The sequence below is a fragment of the Streptomyces hilarionis genome (assembly GCF_024539675.1).
Lineage (GTDB): Bacteria > Actinomycetota > Actinomycetes > Streptomycetales > Streptomycetaceae > Streptomyces > Streptomyces hilarionis.
Genome location: NZ_JAHHIT010000665.1, coordinates 1 through 291, shown reverse-complemented (window position 1 = coordinate 291; position 291 = coordinate 1). Strand labels below are relative to the sequence as shown.

At 57.7% G+C, this 291-nt stretch carries 1 protein-coding gene; it reads right to left on the bottom strand.

Annotated elements, in window-relative coordinates:
- Positions 1–145: tetrahydrofolate dehydrogenase/cyclohydrolase catalytic domain-containing protein (locus KMS84_RS44460; protein WP_498066981.1), on the bottom strand; the 145-nt coding region annotated here is incomplete at its 3' end.
- Between the last annotated feature and the right edge of the window lie 146 nt (positions 146–291).

Sequence of the window (291 nt, the reverse complement as noted above, 5' to 3'; positions counted from 1 at the left end):
CCTGACTGGCCGGGTCCTCACCCACCAGAATCACTGCCAGCGCAGGCTCGATGCCTTTGAGTTTCAGTTTCTGCACGTCGGCTTTGACGTGGGCTAGTACGCGGGCGGCTGCGGCTTTGCCATCGATTATTTTGGAAGTACTCACCTGAAGATCACCGTTCTGTCCTTGTTGAGGAAAACCCGGTGCTCCAGGTGGTATTTCACCGCCTTCGACAGGGCAACGGTTTCGGTGTCACGACCTGTGGCGACGAGATCATCCGGCAGGTACACGTGATCCACGCGCTGCACTTC